The 17,797-nt window shown below is 44.8% G+C and carries 14 protein-coding genes, 2 tRNA genes and 2 rRNA genes (1 of these 18 cut by a window edge); 13 read left to right on the top strand and 5 right to left on the bottom strand.

The genetic code is table 11. The features are described 5' to 3' along the window. The first annotated feature begins 1 nt into the window (after window position 1). The 7 genes from recA to D891_RS0108065 are packed head-to-tail and all read left to right on the top strand — an operon-like array spanning window position 2 to window position 7,617. Window positions 2-1,018, top strand: a complete 1,017-nt coding sequence (recA, locus tag D891_RS0108095) for a recombinase RecA (RefSeq protein ID WP_025270609.1) — start codon at window positions 2-4, stop codon at window positions 1,016-1,018. Next, complete coding sequence (locus D891_RS0108090) at window positions 1,008-2,081, top strand: type IV pilus twitching motility protein PilT (RefSeq protein WP_025270608.1); 1,074 nt, start codon at window positions 1,008-1,010, stop codon at window positions 2,079-2,081. The genes recA and D891_RS0108090 overlap by 11 nt, the downstream gene beginning before the upstream one ends. A gap of 2 nt (window positions 2,082-2,083) precedes the next feature. Beyond that, window positions 2,084-2,539 (top strand): regulatory protein RecX, encoded by a 456-nt coding sequence (locus D891_RS09600; RefSeq protein WP_025270607.1) that lies wholly within the window; start codon window positions 2,084-2,086, stop codon window positions 2,537-2,539. Beyond that, on the top strand, window positions 2,526-5,108 hold the full coding sequence (gene alaS / locus D891_RS0108080; protein WP_025270606.1) for an alanine--tRNA ligase: 2,583 nt from the start codon (window positions 2,526-2,528) through the stop codon (window positions 5,106-5,108). Before D891_RS09600 ends, alaS begins: the two co-directional genes overlap by 14 nt. 12 nt (window positions 5,109-5,120) lie before the next feature. Beyond that, window positions 5,121-5,378, top strand: a complete 258-nt coding sequence (locus tag D891_RS0108075) for a hypothetical protein (protein WP_025270605.1) — start codon at window positions 5,121-5,123, stop codon at window positions 5,376-5,378. A gap of 11 nt (window positions 5,379-5,389) precedes the next feature. After that, the gene (gene amrB, locus D891_RS0108070; protein WP_025270604.1) at window positions 5,390-6,193 is read left to right on the top strand and encodes an AmmeMemoRadiSam system protein B; all 804 of its coding nucleotides are present in this window, start codon (window positions 5,390-5,392) and stop codon (window positions 6,191-6,193) included. Beyond that, window positions 6,190-7,617: a ComEC/Rec2 family competence protein gene (locus D891_RS0108065; RefSeq protein ID WP_025270603.1), complete on the top strand. Its 1,428-nt coding sequence runs from the start codon at window positions 6,190-6,192 to the stop codon at window positions 7,615-7,617. Before amrB ends, D891_RS0108065 begins: the two co-directional genes overlap by 4 nt. Here the strand turns inward: D891_RS0108065 and D891_RS0108060 are convergent. The 5 genes from D891_RS0108060 to rpoD are packed head-to-tail and all read right to left on the bottom strand — an operon-like array spanning window position 7,553 to window position 12,233. Next, window positions 7,553-8,296: an SAM hydrolase/SAM-dependent halogenase family protein gene (locus D891_RS0108060; protein ID WP_025270602.1), complete on the bottom strand. Its 744-nt coding sequence runs from the start codon at window positions 8,294-8,296 to the stop codon at window positions 7,553-7,555. The genes D891_RS0108065 and D891_RS0108060 overlap by 65 nt on opposite strands. After that, the gene (locus D891_RS0108055) at window positions 8,274-9,080 is read right to left on the bottom strand and encodes a tetratricopeptide repeat protein (protein ID WP_025270601.1); all 807 of its coding nucleotides are present in this window, start codon (window positions 9,078-9,080) and stop codon (window positions 8,274-8,276) included. The genes D891_RS0108060 and D891_RS0108055 overlap by 23 nt, the downstream gene beginning before the upstream one ends. Continuing rightward, window positions 9,077-10,045 (bottom strand): Holliday junction branch migration DNA helicase RuvB, encoded by a 969-nt coding sequence (gene ruvB / locus D891_RS0108050; RefSeq protein WP_025270600.1) that lies wholly within the window; start codon window positions 10,043-10,045, stop codon window positions 9,077-9,079. The genes D891_RS0108055 and ruvB overlap by 4 nt, the downstream gene beginning before the upstream one ends. Continuing rightward, a complete protein-coding gene (locus tag D891_RS0108045; protein WP_025270599.1) occupies window positions 10,045-10,758 on the bottom strand; it encodes a pseudouridine synthase in 714 nt (237 codons plus the stop codon). The genes ruvB and D891_RS0108045 overlap by 1 nt, the downstream gene beginning before the upstream one ends. Next, the gene (gene rpoD, locus D891_RS10070) at window positions 10,755-12,233 is read right to left on the bottom strand and encodes an RNA polymerase sigma factor RpoD (RefSeq protein ID WP_025270598.1); all 1,479 of its coding nucleotides are present in this window, start codon (window positions 12,231-12,233) and stop codon (window positions 10,755-10,757) included. Before rpoD ends, D891_RS0108045 begins: the two co-directional genes overlap by 4 nt. A gap of 266 nt (window positions 12,234-12,499) precedes the next feature. On the opposite strand from rpoD, the gene D891_RS0108035 reads away from it, so the two are divergent. The 6 genes from D891_RS0108035 to D891_RS0108010 all read left to right on the top strand — a co-directional run. Continuing rightward, window positions 12,500-13,603: an IS256 family transposase gene (locus D891_RS0108035; protein ID WP_025209016.1), complete on the top strand. Its 1,104-nt coding sequence runs from the start codon at window positions 12,500-12,502 to the stop codon at window positions 13,601-13,603. A gap of 88 nt (window positions 13,604-13,691) precedes the next feature. Then, entirely contained in the window at window positions 13,692-14,444 is a 753-nt protein-coding gene (locus D891_RS0108030; protein ID WP_025270597.1) for a YdcF family protein, read from the top strand. Window positions 14,445-14,612: 168 nt separating this feature from the next. After that, window positions 14,613-16,271: ribosomal RNA gene (locus tag D891_RS0108025) — 16S ribosomal RNA — on the top strand. A gap of 89 nt (window positions 16,272-16,360) precedes the next feature. After that, window positions 16,361-16,437: transfer RNA gene (locus D891_RS0108020), tRNA-Ile, on the top strand. 2 nt (window positions 16,438-16,439) lie between these two features. Then, window positions 16,440-16,515, top strand: a tRNA-Ala gene (locus D891_RS0108015). 127 nt (window positions 16,516-16,642) lie between these two features. Then, a 23S ribosomal RNA gene (locus D891_RS0108010) occupies window positions 16,643-17,797 on the top strand; it runs 2,152 nt beyond the window's last position. The 16S and 23S rRNA genes sit together here with 2 tRNA genes alongside, the layout of an rRNA operon.

The raw sequence follows: 17,797 nt of genomic DNA, 5'->3' as shown, positions 1-17,797 counted from the left end.
GATGGATGAAAAGAAGATTCAATCGTTGAATATGGCCATATCCAAGATAGAGAAGACATTCGGCAAGGGCGCATTAATGAAGTTAGGCGATGTTAAGGCCGTTGATGTCAATGTTATACCCACCGGTATATTGTCTTTGGATTATGCTTTGGGCGTTTGCGGTATACCAAGGGGCAGGATTATAGAGATTTACGGCCAGGAGTCCAGTGGTAAGACGACTATAGCATTACACTGCATAGCCTCTGCGCAGAAAGAGGGAGGGATAGCTGCTTTTGTCGATGCGGAGCATGCCCTGGATGTGTATTATGCCGAGAAGTTAGGCGTCGATGTGGATAACCTGTTGGTTAGCCAGCCGGATTCCGGGGAACAGGCGCTTGAGATTATAGATACATTGGTAAGGAGCAATGCCGTTGACCTTATAGTGGTGGATTCTGTGGCTGCGCTGGTGCCCCAGGCCGAGATAGAGGGTGATATGGGTGATGCCCATGTGGGCTTGCAGGCAAGGCTTATGAGTCAGGCATTGAGAAAGCTTACCGGCGCCATAAGTAAATCCAACACATCCATTATATTCTTGAATCAGATAAGGATGAAGATAGGTGTGATGTTTGGAAATCCAGAAACGACAACAGGTGGCAACGCCTTGAAGTTTTACTCATCCATAAGGATGGAGATTAGAAAGAGCGGATCCCCAATAAAGCAGGGGAACGAGGCCGTTGGCAATAGAGTTAAGATAAAGGTGGTAAAGAATAAGGTCGCCCCACCCTTCAAAGAGGCCGAGTTTGACATACTCTATGGGGTGGGCGTAGATAGGATTGGGGATATACTGGACCTTGCGGTGGCGCACGATATCGTTGAAAAGAGTGGATCGTGGTTTTCCTATAACAACGAGAGGCTCGGTCAGGGCAGGGATAATGTCAGGGAGTTTTTAAGGGAAAGGGAAGATCTGCTTAATGAGATAGAGTTGAAGTTAAGGGAGAAACTCAATTGCAATCCAAAAGGAGACGACGGTGAGGGTTGATGAGATATTGACAAGGGTAAGGGATAGAAAGGCCAGTGATATACACCTTAAGGTGGGATCCAAGCCCTTTTTTAGAATAAACGGTGAGATGATCAGGGATGAGGATGATGAGCCGTTGAGCCTTGAGGATTTTGAGGAGTTTCTAAAAAGCGACAAGATAGACGACTTCCTGGTGGAAAAGTTCAGAAAAGAAAGGCAGGTGGACATAGGTTATGGATTGAGCGGTGTTGGCCGCTTCAGGGTAAATCTGTTTTACCAAAGGGGGACACCGGCGGCTATATTTAGGTTTATACCGTTTGATATTCCACCCCTTGAGAGCCTTAATCTGCCTAAGGTTATAGAGACCATAGCCTTAAAACCCAGAGGGCTTGTGCTGGTGACGGGCGTTACCGGCAGCGGCAAATCCACCACACTGGCCTGCATGGTGGACATAATCAACAGAAACAGAAAAAAACACATTATAACCATCGAGGATCCTATTGAATACCTGCATAAGGATATAAATTCATCGATAGTCCAGAGGCAGGTAGGATACGATGTGCTTTCGTTTGCCGATGGGTTAAGGGGTGCTCTGAGGGAGGACCCCGATGTGATTCTTGTTGGTGAGATGAGGGATAGGGAGACCATATCCACAGCACTTGAGGCTGTTGAAACAGGGCATCTTGTTATGTCCACGCTCCACACAAAGGATGCGGTTGAGACGATAAATAGGATCATTGCAGCATTCCCGTTGAATGAGCAAAGACAGATTAGATTGCAGCTTTCTGCAACCATTGAGGCCGTCATCTCCCAAAGGCTTTTGAAGCGTAAAGACGGCAAGGGTATGGTTCCTGCCGTTGAGGTTATGATAACCAGCGAGCTGGTGAGGGATGCTATACTGGATGCTGAAAAGATCCATAATATAAAGAGATCCATAGAGATAAACAGGGAGACATACGGTACGCAGAGCTTTGATCAATCGCTGCTTGAGCTTTATCAAAAGGGTCTTGTTTCGTTTGAAGAGGCCAAGGAGCATGCAACCAATCCAAACGACTTTGCATTAAAAGCAAGGGGCATAGTTTAGTTTTGGATTACAAAGAGGCCTTAAAATACTCACTGGGTTTATTGGGCAAAAGGGACTATTCTAAAAAGGAGATTCAGGAGAGATTAAAAAAGAGGGGTGTCTCTGAGGTCGACATAGAGCGGGTTGTTGAGAAATTAGAGGATAGCGGCTTTTTGGATGATAGGCGCTATGCCGAAAACTATGTCTTTTTTAGGCTGAAAAGGGGTTATGGGAAGTTAAGAATAAGGCATGAGCTTATCTTGAAGGGGATTGATGAGTCTATTGTTGATGGGGCTTTATCTGAACAGACAGAGGAAGCAGAGGAGGTATTCCTTAAGAGGTTAAGGATTTTGAAGGATAAGCCGAATGCAAGAAAAAGGTTGTTTGATTTTATGTATCGACGGGGGTTTGATAAGCATACAATAATCGAGCTTTTGAATAAATACGATGTAAGGGAGAAGGAAAATGAAATCATCTGATTTGAGAAGGGCTTTTTTGGAATACTTTAAGGAGAATGGTCATGCAATAGTCAAAAGCGCACCGCTTGTTCCTAAAAACGACCCGACGCTTCTGTTTGTAAATGCCGGAATGGTGCAATTTAAGAATGTATTTTTGGGTAAAGAAAAGAGGGATTACACAAAGGCAACGAGTTGTCAGAAGTGTGTTAGGGCCGGTGGAAAGCATAACGATTTGGAGAATGTGGGATATACGGCACGCCACCATACATTCTTTGAGATGCTGGGTAATTTCTCATTTGGTGATTACTTCAAGAAAGAGGCAATACACTTTGGATGGGATTTTGTTACCCGCATCCTGGGTATAGATAAAGACAAGCTCTGGATAACGATCTTTAGGGAAGACGATGAGGCTTTTGAGATATGGAATAAGCAGGAAGGTGTGCCATCCTCAAGGATAGTCAGGATGGATGAGCACGACAACTTCTGGGCGATGGGGGATACGGGCCCGTGCGGACCGTGCTCTGAGATTCACATCGATCAAGGCCCGGGCATTGGCTGTGGAAGACCCGATTGTTCTGTGGCCTGTGACTGTGATAGGTATTTGGAGTTGTGGAATTTGGTTTTTATGCAGTACAACAGGGACGAAAGCGGCAACCTGACACCCCTTCCAAAACCGAGTATAGACACAGGCATGGGGCTTGAGAGGGTTAGCGCCATACTGCAGGGGGTTCATAGCAACTTCGATATAGATATATTCAAGCATATCATAGGCCATATAAGCAATTTCTTTGGTATGGATTATGGAAGGGATGAGGCCCGTGATGTGGGCGTTAGGGTTATTGCCGACCATTTGAGGGCTATGGACTTTCTAATAGCCGACGGCGTATTTCCCGATAAAGAGGGAAGGGGTTATGTTTTAAGAAGGATTATGCGCAGGGCTATGAGGTTTGGCAAGAAATTGGGTGCTAATGAACCGTTCTTGTATAGGTTTATCGATACGGTCAATGAGGTTATGGGCGATGTGTATCCTGAGCTTTTACAGAATAAGGAGATGGTGGTAAATGTCGTTAAGGCTGAGGAGGAGCAGTTCTTTGAAACACTCGATAGCGGCCTTAGGATATTGAACGATATATTTGCTAAGGCTACAAAGAAGGTCGTTGATGCAGAAAGCGCCTTTAAGCTGTATGATACATATGGATTCCCCATAGATCTAACCGTCGATATAGCTAAGGAAAACGGTTTTGATGTGGATATTAGGGGCTTCAATGAGCTATTGGAGAAGCAGAGGGAAGCCTCAAGAAAGTCGTGGAAGGGCACGGGCGATGAATTTGTATGGGACGCCTTTGGCGAAATATACAAGCAGAAGGGCGGCAGCGAGTTTGTGGGTTATGATGAGTTTGAAACCAAGGGAAGGCTTTTGGGTATTGTTGGGGATGATAGGCAGATTAAGGATAGGGCGCAGAAGGGTGTGTATTATTTTATCTTTGATAAAACGCCGTTTTATGCAGAAAGCGGCGGTCAGGTTGCAGATACGGGGTTTATCCTAAAAAACGGGGCAAAGGCTTTTGTAAGCGATGTTAAGAAGTATTTTGATGGTAATCTGTTTGTCCATAGGGTTGAGGTTTTGGAGGGCACATTTGAGCTAAACGATGAGTGCGATCTGCGGATAAATGTGGCAAGGAGGAAGAATATAGCACGCCACCATACGGCAACACATCTGTTGGATGCTGCGCTTATAAAGATTCTGGGTAAGCATGTAAGGCAGGCCGGTTCTTTGGTTGAGGATAACAGGTTGAGGTTTGACTTTACCCACTTCTCTAAGCTAAACGAGGAGCAGATATGCAGGATAGAGGAGCTTATAAACAGCTGGATTGTTGAGAATTACCCTGTTAAGGTTGAGATTATGGGCCTGCAGGAGGCTATAGATAGCGGTGCCATAGCGCTGTTTGATGAGAAGTATGCCGACAGGGTTAGGGTTGTTTCTGTTGGCGATGTGAGCAAGGAGCTTTGCGGCGGAACACATGTTAGAGCATCGGGCGAGATAGGCTTCTTTAAGATAGTCCATGAATCGGCTGTGGCAAAGGGTATAAGAAGAATAGAGGCAAAGGTCGGCGTTGAGGCTTATGAATATGTTAGGGATATTGAAAGGTTGTTAAAGGATGCGGCGTCGAAGCTGGGCGTTTCCCTCTTGGATGTGCCATCCAAGATAGAGGAGCTTAAAAAGAAAAAGACGCTCAAAAGCCAGCCAAAATTTGATCCCTCAAGGGTTGTAAAGGCTAACGGCATAGATGTGTATGTGGATCTGTTTGAGAATGAAGATATATCCGAGCTTAGGCATCTGGGTGATACGGTTAAGTCCAAGCTGAAGAGTTGCGTTGTTGTGTTGTTTGACAAAAAGGACGATAGGGTTAATGTAATAGTGATGGTGACGAAGGATTTAACGGATAAGATCAAGGCAAGGGATCTTGTGGGCAAGATTTCAAAGGCCTTGGGCGGAAAAGGCGGTGGAAAAGATGAATTTGCCCAGGGCGGCGGAAGGAATTTGAATGAACTGAACAAGGTTGTTGAGAATATAGGCAGTTTTTTGTAAGGAGGCCTAAATATGCTGCGGGAGTTTCTATACTTAGCCGTTGGGGCCACAAAGAGATTGGATAGGATGGTCGAGGGCATAATAGAAGAAGGCAAAAGGGAGATGGAGGATAAGGGCCTGATAGAGATCTCTAAGGAGCATCTAAACAAGAGGAAGGAGCAGTTAAGAAGTGTCATTGGGGAAGATATAAAAAAGCTGGCCGATGAGTTTGGTTTTGCAACAAAGGAAGATATAGAGGAGCTAAAAAGACTCATCAAAACACAGAAATAGAGAGGATTGAAATGCAGATAAGAAAACCTGCTGTAGCGGATCTGTTTTACCCTGCATCGCCTGAAGAGCTCCATGCCTATCTAAATAGCGTGATGTTTGAGCCCGAAAAGAAGATAAAGCCCAAGGCCTTGATAGTGCCACATGCCGGTTATGTCTATTCTGGAGAAGTTGCAGCCAAGGCCTATAGCCTCATAGATAGCTTTGATACATACATTGTTATGGGGCCGAACCATACAGGGTTGGGTGCAGAAATATCGATATTTGACGGTATTTATCAGATGCCATTTGGCGATGTTGAGCCCGATATTGAGTTAATCGAGGCCATAGCAAAGAACGAGTATGCTCAAATAGATTACTATGCCCATCTGCAGGAGCACAGCATAGAGGTTCAGCTGCCGTTTATCAATTACATCAGTAAAAAACCCTACAAGATAGTGCCTATAGTCGTTGGCACACACAATGTTGCAAAGCTGTATTCAATGGCAGAGACGATCGCTGAGATTGTCAGGAACGCCAATAAGGACATATTAATGGTTGTAAGCACAGACATGAACCACTATGAGGATCAGACTATTACACTTATGAAGGACAAAGACGCCATCGGTATGTTAAAGCAGCTCGATGAAAACGGGCTTATGAGGATTACCCAGCTTAAGGGTATAACAATGTGCGGTGTGTCTGCTGCCTATATAGCCATAGCGGCTGCCAAGATGTTGAATGCCAAATCGTGCCAGATAGTGGAACACAAGACAAGCGGCGATGTCAGCGGTGATTACACCAAGGTCGTGGGGTATCTTTCTGCCTATATTGAATGAGCGGGTTTTTAAAAGATAAGCTCTATTCCTATCCCTTTGCGTTTGTTTTTCTGCTTTTGGCTTCTGTCAGTGCGGCTATGCTCTTTAGCCGTGCCTTTTTTCTTTCTTCTATATTTATCCTTGCAATTATGGCTTTTGATAGGAGGGTGTTTTTTATAGGTATTCTTCTTGTTGTTGTTATGCTGCTTCTGGTAAGGTCTCAAGGGAATTGCAAGGGGCCGTTTTCTGGGGTTGTTAAGGATGTTAGGCTATCCAAAGGGATCTCTGTGCTGATAAAAAACGACTCCTGCGGTTTTTATCTGTTCTGTTTGCCTGTGTATGACAACATAAATATAGCCGACAGGGTTGGATTTAAGGCCAACCTAAAGCCCATAGACAGGCTTAGACCCTCCTTTAGGAGGTATTTGGATTCGATTGGTGTTGATTATGTTGGTTTTGCATATTACATCCAGAAGGTTGGTCATACCCCTCTTTCTGTTTTTGTCAAGATCAGGAATGTGATCGAAAGGGAGTTTCACTATTTTCTATCATCCAGGGTTGAATACTTCCTGGATAGCTCATTTTTGGGCGACAATAGGTTTAAGGGCAGGATAAAGAGGGATTTTATAAAGACTCAAACATCACACCTGCTTGTTGTATCAGGGCTCCATATGGGTTTTGTCTTTGGTCTGTTTTATCTTTTGTTTTACCGTCTGCTTTCCTTTGTATTTTATGTTTACAGTAGATTCAATCTAAAGGTTCTATCGTCCCTTCTATCCCTGCCGTTTGTTGTGCTGTATTTCTTCATTGCGGGTTTTCATATACCGGCAATGCGCTCCTTTTTGATGACGCTTATCTTTATTGTTAGCATCGTTTTTTCCTTACGGTCAGCATCTTATAATGCCCTATTTATGATAGCCTCTCTGTTTCTGGCGTTTAATTACAAGATCCTTTTGAATCCGTCGTTTGTGTTGTCCTTTTTTATGACATTTGTTGCCCTATTTTTGTATAGGCTTAAGATGCTATCACAAATACACAAATACCCCGCATTTATTTTGTTTACGCTTCTTATGTCCCTGTTTGGCATGCCTATTGTGGGTTATTACTTTTCAAGCTTCACGCCCCTTTCGATTTTAAGCAATACCGTGCTTATACCGCTGTTTGGCTTTGTTGTTGTGCCTGTGGCCTTTATTGCTTCTTTAGCTTCATTTTTGCCTTACGGTTTTGTAAAACTATCTCTGTTTGGTTTTATAGATTGGATTGTCAACACCTTCTTGAGGTTTGAGACCCTCTTTGCAAGCTATTCAAAACCGATGACGGTTAGCATCAGCTTTTATGAGTTGGTTATTATCTATGCGGCTTTGTTTTTATCGGTTGCTGTTATAGATAGACTTCTACATCGTCAAGATAGTCCACGCCAAACTCTTCAGCAAAGTTCTTTTTGAAGTATGCAAACTCTAAAAATCCTGACGAATTGATAAGTGCCTTGTATGAACTTGTTGGGGAGTGGTATGTTTTCTCTAAGTGTCTGAATATTATGTTTTTGAGCACGATCTTCTCAAATCCATCGCTTATTAGGTCGCTATTAATGTTTGAGATGCAGTTGCCGAAGTTATCTATATAGATGATCTTGCCCTTTACCTTGTTTTTACTTATCTTCGGTTTCAGGCTGTGTTCAAGTGAGCTCTTCTCTTCTCCCAAGCTATCTATGCCGTTTGATTTTAGCATATAGGCCGCCTTTACCATAATATCCCGTGCTTCAAAGGTTGAAGAACTGTTGGGGTTTACCCTGTTTTTGTCTATCCTTATGATTTTTGATGGTTCTATCAGGCTTAAGGCTTCATTGTCTGGTGATATAATATAGCGGTTGTTGTATTCTATCGCCACTATGTCCCTGTCTGTGCCAACACCGGGATCCACAACGACTATGTGTATAGAGCCTTCCTCAAAAGACGGTATGGTTGTTCGTGTGGTGTATGCTGCCTCCAATGCCCTAAAGGGTGTTATGGTATGGGTTATGTCTATTATGGTAATATCCTCTCCAAAGAGCCTTATTATTTCGGCCTTTAGTTGGGCGACAAACCCCCCTTTGTCGGAAAAGTCAGTTGTCAGTGTTATTATCATTTTTGATCTCCTCCAACAGTTTTATCTTTTTTAAGGCGCAAGGTGAGGATGCATCCTTTATCTTCTCTAACTCCATCATGGCCTCATCGTAATTGTGAAGCCTTATGAAACAGGTGGCTTTGGTTATTATGGTATAGCAGCTTTCGCCTAAGTGGTTTTCCATATCCAATAGGCTCTCGAGTGCCTTTATGTATTCCTTGTTTGCCATTTGCAAGGATATAAGGCTTTGATAATACATCCTGTTTGAATAGTTGGAAAAGATTATGGCGCTTTTTAGGTCATCTTCTGCGGCTTTTATGTTGTTAAGTTTTAAGTAAACCCTCGATCTGTTGAAAAAGGCCACATCTGCGCCGGGGTATAGGGGGTTGTTTATCAATTTTGTAAAGGTTTCTATAGCCTTTTTGTAATCCCCCTTTTCATAATAGTAGATCCCCAATCCGTTGTAGGCGTCGAAGAAGTTTGGGTTTATCTTTATGGATTTGAGCAGGTATTCCTCGTATTTCTTTAGGTTGCCACGCATTTTGTATGCTATTGCCAGCATGTAATATACCCGTGGATCCTTCTTTAGCACCTCCTTTGCCTTATTTAGATAGGCAAATGCCTGGGCAAGGTTTTTATAGTCTTTATGGAGAATGATATTCCTTGCCATTTCGTATTCGATTAATGCCAGCTTTATCCTTTTGCTCTGATCCGTTTGTTTCCTTATGTTGGATCTATTCTGTGTGCATGAAGATAGGCTTATTAGCGTGATTAGCATGATAAGGACAAACAGGGATCTTCTCATAGCAGACTCCTTTTGTACTTGACTTTCTTCAACGCCAGGGGGGTTGCGACCCTGCCCTTTGGCGTTCTCTTTAGGTATCCTATTTGTAGCAAATACGGTTCCACCACATCCTCTATTGTGCCCTTATCCTCGCCTATGCTTGCAGATATGGTATCCAGGCCCACAGGTCCACCGTTGAATTTATCTATCAATGTTAGGATGTATTTTTTGTCTAAATAGTCCAACCCGTTTTCGTCTATTTCTAACATCTCCAGCGCCCTTTTTGCTAACTGTTCATCTATTACATCTGTCTCCTCTATTTGGGATAGATCCCTTACCCTCCTTAGAAGCTTATTGGCAATTCTTGGTGTTCCTCTGCTCCTTTTTGCTATCACTTCGGCCGCTTCGTTGGTGATTCTGACATTTAAGATGGAGGCCGATCTCTTTATAATACTTGAGAGTTCCTCTTCTGTGTAAAAGTCCAACCTCAATATTATGCCGAATCTATCCCTTAGTGGTGATGTTAGAAGCCCTATGCGTGTGGTTGCACCGATTAGGGTAAAATGTGGAAGGTCTAACCTTATTGTCCTTGCTCCAGGTCCTTGACCGACTATTATGTCCAGTTTGAAGTCCTCCAAAGCCGCATACAGCGTCTCCTCAACGGATCTATTTAATCTATGGATCTCATCGATGAATAGAACATCCCTTTCGTTGAGGTTGGTTAGAATGGCCGCTATATCCCCCACCTTTTCTATGGTTGGACCGCTTGTTGTTATTATATTGGCGCCCATCTCCTTGGCCACTATGTTTGCCAGCGTTGTTTTACCAAGACCGGGCGGTCCGTAAAACAGGCAGTGCTCCAGTGCCTCATTTCTTTTCTTGGCGGCCTCTATAGCTAAAGAGAGGTTTCTAACTATGTTTTTCTGTCCGATATAATCCTTTAAGCTTAACGGCCTTAGATTTTGGCCGTTTGGTCTGTTTTCCATCAATTGAGCCTCTGTCCATTTGTGAGTTTTCTAATGGAGGATAGCTCTTCTTGTGTGAGTTTTCTATAGCTGCCCTTTTTGAGGTTTCCTAATTCTATATTACCTATGGCTATACGCTTTAGCTTTTCTATCTTTATGTCAAACCTCTTTAGGAATCTCCTGATTATCCTGTTTCTTCCTGTATTTATCGAAATCAATATCCATCTGTCGTTGTTTGTTCTTTGAACCTTTAAGGGTTTAAAGAAACCATCCTCAAGTGTTGCCCCTCTTCTTAGATTTTCTAACTCCTCTTCGCTTAACCTCCGGGCGGTCTTTATCAGGTATGTCTTTTTTATCTTAAATCTTGGATGCATTAGCATATTTGCAAAATCGCCGTCGTTGGTTACTATAAGCAGGCCCTCTGACAGATAGTCCAATCTTCCAACACAGATAAGTTTTTTGTCTATACCCTCAAAGAAATCGCATACGGTTTTTCTGTTTTCCTCATCGCTTGTTGAGCTTATAACGAAGGGGGGTTTGTTGAAGGCGAAATAGAGCCTTTCTTTGTCTAACGATAAAACCTCACCGTCAACCTCGATTACATCGGTCTCTTTTACATCGATGAAGCCATTTATTGTTTTGCCGTTTACCTTAACCCTTCGGTTTTTTACATACTCATCTGCCTTCCTGCGGGAGATTTTTAAGGCTTCAGCTAAGTACTTATTGATCCTCATTCCACAAAACTCGCAAGAACCCTGCTCCTTTTAGGGTGTCTCAATTTTCTTAATGCCTTGGCCTCAATCTGCCTTACCCTCTCCCTGGTCACACCAAGCACCTTACCAACCTCTTCAAGTGTGTGGTCAAATCCGTCACCAATGCCATACCTCATCATCAAGACCTTTCTCTCCCTTTCGGTCAGGGTTGAGAGAACCTCCTCGACCTTCTCTTTGAGGTTTGATTTTATTACATAATCAAGCGGGGATTCCGATTTTGTATCCTCTATGAAGTCCTCAAGATGGGTATCGTTGTCATCACCTATAGGCGTTTCTAATGATATGGGCTCTTTGGCTATCTTTATTATGCTTTTGATCTTTTCCTCGTCCATGCCTAAGTATTCGGCAAGCTCCTGAGCAGTGGGTTCCTTGCCGTTTTCCTGTATCAGAAGCTTTGAGGCCCTAACGATTTTGTTTATTGTCTCTATCATGTGAACCGGTATTCTTATGGTTCTTGCCTGATCGGCAATGGCCCTCGATATAGATTGCCTGATCCACCAGGTTGCGTATGTGGAGAATTTAAAACCCTTCTTGTAATCGAATTTATCCACCGACTTCATTAGGCCTATGTTGCCCTCCTGGATCAAATCCAAAAAGGACAATCCCCTGTTTAGGTGTTTCTTTGCTATAGAGACCACAAGCCTTAGATTGGCCTTTATCATCCTCTGTTTGACTTCTTCAACCTCTCTCCTTTCCCTCTCGATGTCGTTTAGCATATCTATCAACTCTTCCCTGTTCGGCAGATTCTTGTCTGACTTGATCTTCTCTATGAAGCCTTGAGTCATCTTTTGTATGTACTTATCGCTTAGGGCTATCTCTGTAAAATGGTTGAAGATGTCTTTTTTTATGGCGTCTATCTGGTTTTCGTCTTTGCTTTGCGATAGCTGTTCGTATTTTTCTATGATGCTATCGAGTATCCTTAGGAGCGTTTCCTTTGATGTGTGATCCTCTTCTGATTCATCATCCTCGAATTTATAGCTCAAGTCCAGGGCGTTGGATATGTTTTTTACCTTCTCTTCCCCACTGATGATCTTCTCTTTCAGCTCCTTAATGGCCTCGCATGTAAAGGGCATCTCGATGAGTTTTTTCGTCAGGTTGTTCTTGTGCTCCTCTATCTTTTTGGCTATCTCTATCTCCTCCTCCCTGCTTAGAAGCGGTATGTTTCCCATCTCGCGCAGATACATCCTTATGGCGCTTCCGACCTCTTCGTCCTCTTCTAACTCAAACTCTTCTATGTTTTGGGATTCTGAACTGACCTTGTCTGTATCGACTATGTCGATGTCCAAGTCGTCGCACTGTTTTATGATGTCGTCTATCTCGTCTACGCTGATACCCTCAGGGAGTATGTCGTTGATTTCGTCATAGGTGACATACCCCTTCTTCTTGCCTTCATTGAGAATTCTCCTTAAAGCATCATCGTTTATGTTTTTATCCATTTCCACCACCCTTTCTATGGTTTTGTGATAGATTCAAACCCGTTAAGAGGTGTCATCATTAAAATATAATTTGGTCTCAATTCCCAAAATGTCAAGCTCAAGTGCAACTTTTGCAACGGCTAATTATAGGAAATGGCCGCACTTTTTCAAGTTAAAATTTGAAAAATCGTTGGTAGTGTAAAATTACTTGTGTCACCCTTTGAAGGGAGAGGGGTTATATGTTATAACCCCTCTTTGACACTAACCCTTCAAAGGAGGAAAAACACATGTATGATTTGATTTTTACACAATTGAAGGAAGAATTCAAGTCAATGATTGAAAGGATCATGAAAGAGGAAAGAGACAGGTACTTAGAAGAGAACAAATCAACAAGGGCAAATGGATATTACACAAGGTCACCAAAAACAATATTAGGTCAGATGGAGCTTTCCATCCCCAGAACAAGGGACGGCAAGTTCAAAAGCGATGTATTGCCTGAGAGAAAGAGGGTGATGTTTCTCCTTGATGACATAATAAGGGCAATGTTCGTGTCTGGAGTCTCATCAAGGAAGGCAGGCAAGGTTTTAGAAAATCTCATTGGATGTTCCATATCATCCCAGTTTGCAAGCTATATTTCCGACATACCAAAAGAGGTCATAGAGGAGTTCAAAAACAGAAGGTTGGATGATGAGTATCCAGTCCTATACATAGATGCAACATACCTGCCTCTGAAGAGGGACAGTGTAGAAAAAGAAGCAGTTTATGCTGTTCTGGGATTGAGATACGACGGCAGAAGAAACATACTTGCATACTTCCTACCTGGAGGCAATGAGAATACACAGATGTGGAGAGAGATATTTGAGGACCTAAAATCAAGGGGACTAAAGAATGTCAGAATGATAATCAGCGATGATCTAAAAGGGCTCTCAAGATCAATAGAGGAGGCATTCCCCAAAGCAAAGCATCAGCTATGCTGGTTTCATCTGAAGAAGAACATAAAAAGCAAGGTGAGAAAGAGACACTGGGATGAGATGCTGAAAGAGCTAAACCAGATAATGGAGGCTAAGACCCAAGAGGAGGCAGAACTCTTGATGAATGAGTTCATCGACAAATGGAGTAGGCTCTATAAATCCCTAAACAGCCTAAAAAGTAAAGTCAAGAACTATACACACTTCTCAAACCTCAATGAAAAGATAAAGGTATACTTTTCAACAACAAACTGGATGGAGAGGTGTTTCAAGGAATTAAAGGATTCTTTAAGAATTAGGGGTTATCTCCATTCTGAGGACAGTGCTGAAAAGTTCCTTTACCTTTTCTTCAAAGATAAGGATGAGAAGTATTCATCAAGAAAGCTCAGATACTCTGAATACCTGATGGAGGCTTTTGGATAGATGGGGAAACTAAGTGAACCAAACAGGAAGAGGGGTGACACAAAAAAGTTGACATTGCCAAATCGTTCTACTTTTTGTAAAAAAAGGCATGTTTTTTGTCTTTTCTAAGTTGTTTACCTATATATTTTTGCCACCTGGCATCTGCATCTTAATGTTGATAATAGCATCCTTTCTCATCAGGCGGTTTAGGTCGGTTTTCTTGTTGTTCGCCTTGTCTTTGTGGTTTATCTCGACCACGCCCGGAAAGGATCTTATGCTGTCGTATTTGGAAGATATAAAGACAAACAACTCAAAAGCCGAGGCTGTGGTTGTTCTGGCTGGAGGCTCCAACCCATCCGATGTAATAAAGACCTATCCAGACGCCTTCAAAAGGCTGATATACGGTATAATGCTTGCAAAAAGATACAACATACCCCTAATTTTTTCAGGCGGGGGTTTGAAATACTCAGAATCGGAGCAGGCAAAAAGGGACATAGAGAACATAACCAATACATGTGGCTGCCACATCAAGGTGTATTTTGAGGCTAAATCCCTGGATACTTACCAGAACGCAAAATACACGGCCAAGCTCTTTGATAGACTTGGACTGAAAAAGGAGATTTTTCTTATAACCAGCGCCTATCATCAAAAGAGGGCCGATATTCTGTTTAGGTATTTTGGCTTTGTGGTTCACCCCATGCCTGTTGGTTTTTTTAAAGAGGATACGGGATATATTGTTTGGGATTTCTTTCCCCAGATGGGTAATTTTTACAAAAGCTATAAGGCTATTCACGAATATGTTGGGATTTTTAGTCTTTATTTAAGGGGTATCCCTGCTTTTTCCTTATCAGAACAACAATAACAAAAAATCAATAAAATGTTGATTTAAGGCTTGACTTTTCCCCCAAAGTGTATTATATTCTCATTCCGTCGCTTGGAAGCGACACGGTCTTTTAAAAGCCAAGATGGAAAGATAGCCCTGGTTGATATAGAGTTTTAGCCAGATAAGATAATCTTTCTTTTCATGTTTTAACATGAGAGTTTGATCCTGGCTCAGAACGAACGCTGGCGGCGTGCCTAACACATGCAAGTCGTGGGAGAAAGTCTCCTTCGGGAGACGAGTAAACCGGCGCACGGGTGAGTAACACGTGGGTAACCTGCCCTGAAGTCCGGGATAACCCACCGAAAGGTGGGCTAATACCGGATAGTTCCCTGCCTCACAAGAGGCAGGGGGAAAGGTGGCCTCTGCTTGCAAGCTATCGCTTCAGGATGGGCCCGCGGCCTATCAGGTAGTTGGTGGGGTAACGGCCTACCAAGCCTACGACGGGTAGCTGGTCTGAGAGGATGGTCAGCCACACTGGCACTGAGACACGGGCCAGACTCCTACGGGAGGCAGCAGTGGGGAATATTGGGCAATGGGCGAAAGCCTGACCCAGCGACGCCGCGTGGAGGATGAAGGCCTTCGGGTCGTAAACTCCTGTCAGAGGGGAAGAAAGTGCGAGGGCTAATACCCCTTTGCACTTGACGGTACCCTCAGAGGAAGCACCGGCTAACTACGTGCCAGCAGCCGCGGTAATACGTAGGGTGCAAGCGTTGTTCGGAATCACTGGGCGTAAAGCGTGCGTAGGCGGGCCTGTAAGTCCAACGTGAAAGCCTTGGGCTCAACCCAAGAACTGCGTTGGATACTGCAGGTCTTAGAGTGCGGGAGAGGTGAGCGGAATTCCCGGTGTAGGGGTGAAATCCGTAGATATCGGGAAGAACACCGGTGGCGAAGGCGGCTCACTGGAACGCAACTGACGCTGAGGCACGAAAGCGTGGGGAGCAAACAGGATTAGATACCCTGGTAGTCCACGCCCTAAACGATGGACGCTGGGTGTCGGGAGGTACTCTTCCCGGTGCCGTAAGCTAACGCGTTAAGCGTCCCGCCTGGGGAGTACGGCCGCAAGGCTAAAACTCAAAGGAATTGACGGGGGCCCGCACAAGCGGTGGAGCATGTGGTTTAATTCGATGATACGCGAAGAACCTTACCTGGGCTTGACATGCTGGTGGTAGTGAACCGAAAGGGGAACGACCCTGCACCCATTTGATTGTATGGACTTAAGTTCATCTTAAAGATTTATCTGTCGTGATGAACAGGGATAGGGAACATGAAGTCTGTGCAATGAAATGGGTGCAGGGAGCCAGCACAGGTGCTGCATGGCTGTCGTCAGCTCGTGTCGTGAGATGTTGGGTTAAGTCCCGCAACGAGCGCAACCCTCGCCCTTAGTTGCTAACGGTTCGGCCGAGCACTCTAAGGGGACCGCCAGGGACAACCTGGAGGAAGGTGGGGATGACGTCAAGTCATCACGGCCCTTATGCCCAGGGCTACACACGTGCTACAATGGGGTGGACAAAGGGCTGCGAACCCGCGAGGGGGAGCTAATCCCAAAAACCACCCCCCAGTTCGGATTGCAGTCTGCAACTCGACTGCATGAAGCCGGAATCGCTAGTAATCGCAGGTCAGCTACACTGCGGTGAATACGTTCCCGGGCCTTGTACACACCGCCCGTCACACCATGGGAGTCGATTCTACCGGAAGACGGTGGGCTAACCCCTTTTGGGGAGGCAGCCGTCCATGGTAGGGTCGGCGACTGGGGTGAAGTCGTAACAAGGTAGCCGTAGGAGAACCTGCGGCTGGATCACCTCCTTTCTAAGGTGTGATTTATTAAAACCTTATCACCGGTGGCTATCTTCCATCTTGGCTATTACTGTGTATAGACCACAGAGCCAAGGGATTGAGGGCCTGTAGCTCAGCCGGTTAGAGCACTGTGCTGATAACGCAGGGGTCAGTGGTTCGAGCCCACTCAGGCCCACCAGTGGGGGCTTAGCTCAGCTGGGAGAGCGTCTGCCTTGCACGCAGAAGGTCAGCGGTTCGATCCCGCTAGCCTCCACCAGTAAAAAATCCTTTAGCCCTGTGGCCAGCACAGGCGATCTTTTAAAAAGCAATGAGGAAGAAAGAGAAAACAAGCCGCAAATAAATAGGGGAAAATAAGTACCTAAGCATTAAAGAACATGGTATGAGCCTAAGCTACTAAGGGCATGCGGTGGATGCCTTGGCGATGGCAGGCGATGAAGGACGTGGTAGGCTGCGATAAGCCTCGGGGAGCTGCCAAACAAGCTATGATCCGGGGATCTCCGAATGGGGCAACCCGCCATGGTAAACCCATGGCACCGCGCCCTCACTTTGGACTCTGGAGGGGGTTAGATGTACTATGTCTATTTGCTGGTTTCTGAAGACGGCAAAACCTACATAGGCTACACTTCAGATTTAAGGAGAAGGCTTAGAGAGCATAATAAGGGTTACAACAAGTCAACAAGGGGAAAGAAGTGGAAGTTGATCTACTATGAAGCTTTTCTTTCAGAGGAAGATGCAAAAGATAGAGAAAGAAAGCTTAAGCAAAGAGGTAGTGCTAAGTACAAGCTGTTAAAGAGGCTATCTAACTCCTTAAAACAGGGTAGATAAGGAGTCCAAAGTGAGGGCGCGGGGCGAACCCGGCGAACTGAAACATCTCAGTAGCCGGAGGAAAAGAAATCAACCGAGATTCCGAAAGTAGCGGCGAGCGAAATCGGAACAGCCCAAACCCTATACGTGTTAAAGGGCGCACCCGTTGCGTATAGGGGGTAGCGGGACAGACGGTAGGCCTGGTGCGCACAGGCCGGAGTCTTTAGCTATTCTTAGTCGAAGTGGTTGGGATACCACGCCATAGAGGGTGAAAGCCCCGTAGGCGAAAAGAATAGCTTAGACTCCCCCGTCTGCTCCCAAGTAGGTCGGGACACGGGGAACCCTGACCGAATCTGGGGGGACCACCCTCCAAGGCTAAATACTCGCCATCGACCGATAGTGCACAAGTACCGTGAGGGAAAGGTGAAAAGAACCCCGGTCGAGGGGAGTGAAATAGAACCTGAAACCGCATGCCTACAATCAGTTCGAGGGCTATGTGCTTTGCACAGCCTGAGAGCATGCCTTTTGCATAATGAGCCGGCGAGTTGCTCTACAAGGCGAGGATAAGGGGTCTTAAGCCCCGCATCCGTAGCGAAAGCGAGTCCGAATAGGGCGTTTAGTCTTGTGGAGCAGACCCGAAACCAGGTGATCTATCCATGGCCAGGGTGAAGGTGGGATAAAACCCACTGGAGGCCCGAACCGGTGTAGGTTGAAAACTGCTCGGATGAGCTGTG

The sequence above is a fragment of the Hippea sp. KM1 genome (assembly GCF_000526195.1).
Classification (GTDB): Bacteria; Campylobacterota_A; Desulfurellia; order Desulfurellales; family Hippeaceae; genus Hippea.
Note: the sequence above shows the minus strand (reverse complement) of the source record. Positions and strands in the feature narration are given on the sequence as shown.